This is a genomic window from Spirosoma arboris (genome assembly GCF_009754945.1).
Taxonomy (GTDB): Bacteria; Bacteroidota; Bacteroidia; order Cytophagales; family Spirosomataceae; genus Spirosoma; species Spirosoma arboris.
Genome location: NZ_WPIN01000077.1, coordinates 1 through 668, shown reverse-complemented (window position 1 = coordinate 668; position 668 = coordinate 1). Strand labels below are relative to the sequence as shown.

General features: G+C 45.2%; 1 protein-coding gene. It reads right to left on the bottom strand.

From position 1 onward, the window contains the following. Positions 1–393: 393 nt before the first annotated feature. Positions 394–668: hypothetical protein (locus GO755_RS40725; protein WP_227687303.1), on the bottom strand; the 275-nt coding region annotated here is incomplete at its 5' end.

Genomic DNA, 668 nt, shown 5'->3' with positions numbered 1-668 from the left:
TAAATAGCACACGACAGTGGCCAGGTAGCGTCCCTTGAAGTAACCTCCTTTAGCAGTACGCGTAATCTCGACCCGGTCACCGGGATTAAGTTCAGTAGCCATGCTAACAAGCAGTAAAGGATAGGAGGAATTGCCACTTAATTTACCACGTTTAAGCTATACCCCACTGCCGCTAGTTGTTAGATTCCTGGGAAAATGGCCAAAATATGGATTTCCATCCCTGTCAGACGCCCATTAAAACCAGCTTTTAGACCTTGATCTAAATCGATCTATTCCAAAGACGCTCTGGCAAGAGCTGTATTTAGCAAATCTCCCAATCCTAGACTTATTCATGCCACATGCCAGTTTAGACAGGCGATGATCAGTAAGAAATCTCAACAAGCTTAGGGAGATTCAGCCACGATTGTTTCGTAGTAGACGCTCAATTGATCGCGTCGACGGCGAGTAGGCTAGGCCCTTCTGACTTACTTTTTTAACTAAGTGGGCATCTTTAGGCACCTGTAAGGCCTCTAGCAAGTGCACTACTTGCCCTAGACAAGTGATCAATTGATCATACTGCGCTAACTGACGCTCAATCAATAGGCGCTGACCTAATACGTCCTGCCCAATTTCCTGATTAGTTTGATCCATGTCAGGTTTTTTCATCGGATGTATGAGCTTAAAGAGCC